General features: G+C 49.8%; 4 protein-coding genes and 4 tRNA genes. 1 reads left to right on the top strand and 7 read right to left on the bottom strand.

All coding sequences use genetic code 11. From position 1 onward, the window contains the following. The 5 genes from Q7C21_RS22030 to Q7C21_RS22050 form a co-directional block, all read right to left on the bottom strand. The coding region (locus tag Q7C21_RS22030) for a GTP-binding protein (protein WP_243208059.1) at positions 1-311 on the bottom strand (311 nt) is incomplete at its 3' end. A gap of 108 nt (positions 312-419) precedes the next feature. After that, positions 420-495, bottom strand: a tRNA-Thr gene (locus tag Q7C21_RS22035). A 5-nt stretch (positions 496-500) separates the two neighbouring features. After that, positions 501-575, bottom strand: a tRNA-Gly gene (locus Q7C21_RS22040). A 190-nt stretch (positions 576-765) separates the two neighbouring features. Then, positions 766-850 (bottom strand) — tRNA-Tyr (locus tag Q7C21_RS22045). Between the two features lie 7 nt (positions 851-857). Further along, a tRNA-Thr gene (locus Q7C21_RS22050) sits at positions 858-933 on the bottom strand. A gap of 779 nt (positions 934-1,712) precedes the next feature. Between Q7C21_RS22050 and coaA the strand changes: the two genes are divergently transcribed. After that, positions 1,713-2,660, top strand: a complete 948-nt coding sequence (gene coaA / locus Q7C21_RS22055) for a type I pantothenate kinase (protein WP_033743664.1) — start codon at positions 1,713-1,715, stop codon at positions 2,658-2,660. A 42-nt stretch (positions 2,661-2,702) separates the two neighbouring features. On the opposite strand, the gene birA is transcribed toward coaA, so the two are convergent. Next, positions 2,703-3,662 (bottom strand): bifunctional biotin--[acetyl-CoA-carboxylase] ligase/biotin operon repressor BirA, encoded by a 960-nt coding sequence (birA, locus tag Q7C21_RS22060; protein WP_008927172.1) that lies wholly within the window; start codon positions 3,660-3,662, stop codon positions 2,703-2,705. Continuing rightward, positions 3,659-4,696, bottom strand: coding sequence for a UDP-N-acetylmuramate dehydrogenase (murB, locus tag Q7C21_RS22065; RefSeq protein ID WP_008927171.1), 1,038 nt, complete (start codon positions 4,694-4,696; stop codon positions 3,659-3,661). Before murB ends, birA begins: the two co-directional genes overlap by 4 nt. Positions 4,697-4,895 lie beyond the last annotated feature (199 nt).

Below are 4,895 nucleotides of genomic sequence, written 5' to 3' on the forward strand. Positions count from 1 at the left end.
AGGATCGCGCCGTCCATCTGCGCAGCACCGGTGATCATGTTTTTCACATAGTCGGCGTGGCCTGGGCAGTCAACGTGAGCGTAGTGACGTGCAGCAGTCTCATACTCAACGTGAGCGGTGTTGATGGTGATACCGCGGGCTTTTTCTTCAGGTGTGCTGTCGATCTGATCGAATGCACGAGCCTGGCCGCCGTTGGTTTTAGCCAGTACGGTAGTGATAGCTGCAGTCAGGGTGGTTTTACCGTGGTCAACGTGACCGATGGTGCCCACGTTTACGTGCAGTTTGTTACGTTGAAATTGCTCTTTAGCCATCGCTAGTCCCTCTAAGACACGGATATATCAATGATATCATCACATTAACCAGGCATTGCCTGACTGCAAGGAAGTTACAGAGAAAATCAGGAGGGAGATTAAAGGAAGTGGTGCTGATACCCAGAGTCGAACTGGGGACCTCACCCTTACCAAGGGTGCGCTCTACCAACTGAGCCATATCAGCACATCTGGAGCGGGCAGCGGGAATCGAACCCGCATCATCAGCTTGGAAGGCTGAGGTAATAGCCATTATACGATGCCCGCATCCTGGAACTCGGCTACCTGTTCTTTCTGTAGCTTGCAGATAACAGTGAATGTTTCTCTGCTATCTACTGTCTGCCAGCGAAGCTGACCGACGTTGACTTCGCTAACGCTCAGTCTGAATTCAGGGTGATAAGTGACTCACCTGACAGATAAACAGGTTGTTTACCTGTACTCAACCGTGAGGCTGAGATGGTGGTGGGAGAAGGATTCGAACCTTCGAAGTCTGTGACGGCAGATTTACAGTCTGCTCCCTTTGGCCGCTCGGGAATCCCACCTACTTGATGGTGCCGGCTACCGGAATCGAACTGGTGACCTACTGATTACAAGTCAGTTGCTCTACCAACTGAGCTAAGCCGGCATCAAGTGGAGCGCATTCTAGGAAGGTCGGGCCTTCGATGCAACTAAAAAATCACTAATTTTGTTCTATCGCTTACTATTTGTGCAAATCATCGCATTCTGGCGTTTTTGTGCAGAATATTTGTGCGATCTGGTCCTGTTTTTACACCGCCCACCCTGCCTCGCTATCGTCCCCTGCTGCTCTGGCATGCTCTTTTTAAGGTAAAATATTCCGCCCATCGCCTTTTTATTTTGCGCAGCCTGTTCTGAGTGATGCTTTTTTAACCCTTATCGGCGTTATTTTTCGTGCACTTAAGATATCTGCAGAACAGGGAGACGTTTTTGTCCTGCATATCTCTCTCGCTGGTACGACGATAACGGTAAAAAACGGTTCCAGTGTCTCGCAGCTCTTTATTCTTCAGTCGGGAAATATACGCTGCATATTGAATGTATGTGCTTTTAGCCTCTCTGTACGCCGTTACAGCTCTATTGGGTCATACAGGGCGTCTGACTGCTATTTAAGGCAGATAAAAGCCGCACATAAGCTTTGATGGCCCGTGTAGCACTATACGTAGTGATACAGCTGTCAGAATTAGCGTTATTATGATGTTTTGTGGGTATGCCGACGAAAGCGCGATCACGTTTATCTTTTTACTTCTGTTAAAAGCCATACTGGTGATACCCTCCAGCCCATTGTTCTCACTGATAAACCAGCGATTCGTGATTTATTTCACCTGTGCTCTCCTGCTTATCGGATGACACGCGGTTGATAGCAATGAATTTGCGGTCAGATGCATGCTTATGGATAAAACGACCCCCCTGACAACGCCTTATTTAGAGTTCACTCGTGAGCAGTGGGCTGCATTACGTGATTCCGTTCCTATGACACTGTCAGAGGAAGAGATCGCGCAGCTGGAGGGCATCAACGAGGATCTCTCGCTGGAGGAGGTAGCAGAAATTTATCTGCCACTTTCGCGTCTGCTTAATTTCTATATCAGCTCTAATGTTCGTCGGCAGGCTGTACTGGAGCAATTTCTGGGTACCAATGGCCAGAAAATCCCCTATATCATCAGTATTGCGGGCAGCGTAGCCGTCGGTAAAAGCACAACTGCGCGTGTATTACAGGCGTTGCTCAGCCGCTGGCCTGAACATCGTAAAGTAGAATTGATCACGACGGATGGCTTTCTTCATCCCAATGCCGTGCTGAAAGAGCGCGGATTAATGAAGAAAAAAGGGTTTCCGCAATCTTATGATATGCACCGGCTGGTCAATTTCGTCTCCGATTTGAAATCAGGCGCCAGTCAGGTCACAGCACCGGTCTATTCGCATCTGATTTATGATGTCATCCCTGATGGCGATAAAGTGGTTCAGCAGCCTGATATCCTTATTCTGGAAGGTCTGAATGTATTGCAGAGTGGCATGGACTATCCCCATGACCCACATCATGTCTTTGTTTCAGACTTCGTTGATTTTTCTATCTATGTCGACGCTGAGGAAGAGCTGCTGCAAAGCTGGTATATCAATCGATTCCTCAAATTCCGCCAGGGGGCATTTACCGATCCGGACTCTTACTTCCACCATTATGCCCAGCTCTCAGAAGCGGAAGCAGTGGAGATAGCGGGCAATTTATGGAAAGAGATTAACTGGCTAAACCTGCGGGAAAATATCCTGCCAACGCGCGAACGGGCCAGCCTGATCATGACTAAAAGTGGCAATCATGCGGTCGACAGGGTTCGCCTGCGTAAATAACCGCTCCAGTAAAAAAGCCTGCATTAGTGCAGGCTTTTTTGATCAGAGAGGACGTAGAGATATTTCTCCGCCCACCCAGGCTTTTATTTCGCCATCCTGCTCAAGTAACAGGCCACCCTGACTGTCAATGCCCCGCGCAATACCATGCACTTCACGTTCACCAATGAGCAATTTAACAGGCCGGTGAATAAAGTTATCCAGCACCATCCAGCGTGTAACAAAGGGCGTTAACCCTTCCTGCTCAAACAACGGCAGGGCTTCGCGCAGATTATTTATCAGATGGGCGGCCAGCTCATTGCGGTTAACGGATACACCGGCTTCCTGCAGGTTAATCCAGCCCTGATTAATCTGCGATGCATCGGCTGTACGCATAGCAAGGTTAATCCCGGCCCCCATGACGATATGCGCGGCATCACCCGTTTTACCGGTCAGTTCGACCAGAATACCTGCCAGTTTGCGATCGTTAAGGTAAATATCATTGGGCCATTTGACGCGAACATCATCAGCCCCTAATGAACGTAATGTCTCAGCAATGATAATACCAATCACAAGACTAAGACCCATCGCCGCAGCGGGTCCCTGCTCCAGACGCCAGTACATAGACATGTAGAGATTAGCGCCAAAGGGAGAGAACCATTGACGCCCACGACGGCCACGACCAGCCTGCTGATACTCAGCGATACAGGCAGCACCCGACTCCATCTCATGCATGCGCTCCAGCAGATACTGATTTGTGGAGTCAATCACCGGGATAACAGAGATATTGCCCTGCTTAACCTGAGCGACAATTGCCTGCTCATCCAACAGCTGCATCGGGGCAGAGAGACTGTAGCCCTTCCCTGTCACGGTATAAACGTCAAGTCCCCAGCTTTTTAAGGTCTGGATATGCTTGTTAATGGCTGCGCGACTCATGCCCAGTGTTTCACCCAGCTGTTCGCCAGAATGAAACTCACCGTCCGATAAAATATCGACCAGCTTTAGCGGGATACTGTTGTCTTTCATGCGATTACCCCGACAGCATTGCACTCGCCCTGTGCCTGAATAAACCGCACCTCAGGCTCCAGCCAGACATCAAACTTTTCACCCACCTTCGCACGCACGGTTTTTGCCAGCGCAACGATATCGTCAGGTGTGGCATTATCAGCATTAATCAGCACCAGAGCCTGTTGCTGATGAACGGCGGCACCGCCGATACGATAACCTTTCAACTGACACTGATCGATAAGCCATCCGGCTGCCAGCTTGGTTTCACCATTCGGCATCAGATAGTGTGGCATAGCTGGAAAATGCGCCAGCAAGGCGCTGCACTGCGCCTCGGTAACGACCGGATTTTTGAAGAAGCTGCCTACATTCCCGGTCACTTTTGGATCCGGTAATTTGCTCTGCCGCATCTGGCACACCGCGTGATAAACATCCCAGGCGCTAGCCGTTACCGGATTCAGAGTCTTCAGATCACCGTAGGTCAATACGGGCTGCCATTGTTTAGGCAGGATTATCCCGACCGCGACGATGACATAACCTCTCTGATAGCGATGCTTGAAAATGCTGTCACGATAGCCAAATTCACAGGCTTCACGATCGAGACGCTCTGTCTCACCACTGTCCAGGTTAAGCACATCCACATATTCGCAGACATCTTTTAATTCCACACCATAGGCACCAATGTTCTGAATCGGTGCAGAACCCGTCATTCCAGGGATTAATGCCAGATTCTCCAGGCCAGTGATCCCTTTTTCCAGTGTGCTCTTAACCAGCTGATGCCAGTTCTCACCTGCTCCGACATGCAACTTCCAGTACTCATACTCATCCTGAATGTTGATGCCTTTAATGCGGTTAAGTACCACAGTACCAGCGAAATCATCCAGAAAGAGGACATTGCTGCCTTCACCAAGCACCATGAAAGGGGTTTGATCACGCTGGCTGGCCTGCCATGCAGCCAGAATGGCAGCTGGCGTCTCAGCAACGATGCGTTTCTGTGTATGTACTTCAAGCCCAAGCGTATTGTCGGCTTTTAAGGAAGGATGCTGGCTGGACATTTGACGACCTTTACTGAGTTATCTGGGCGTAGTTTACCGTATCAGGGAGGGGTTCTCAGGCTGTTTTCGGGGATTATGATGAGGTTTTTCACGATCTGCAGACGTAAAAAAGCCCCGCACTTTCGTGCGGGGCTTCTTCACTTATATAATGCCTGGCAGTTCCCTACTCTCGCATGGGGAGACCCCACACTACCATCGG

It is taken from the genome of Pantoea sp. ANP04 (assembly GCF_041982285.1).
Classification (GTDB): Bacteria; Pseudomonadota; Gammaproteobacteria; order Enterobacterales; family Enterobacteriaceae; genus Pantoea; species Pantoea eucalypti.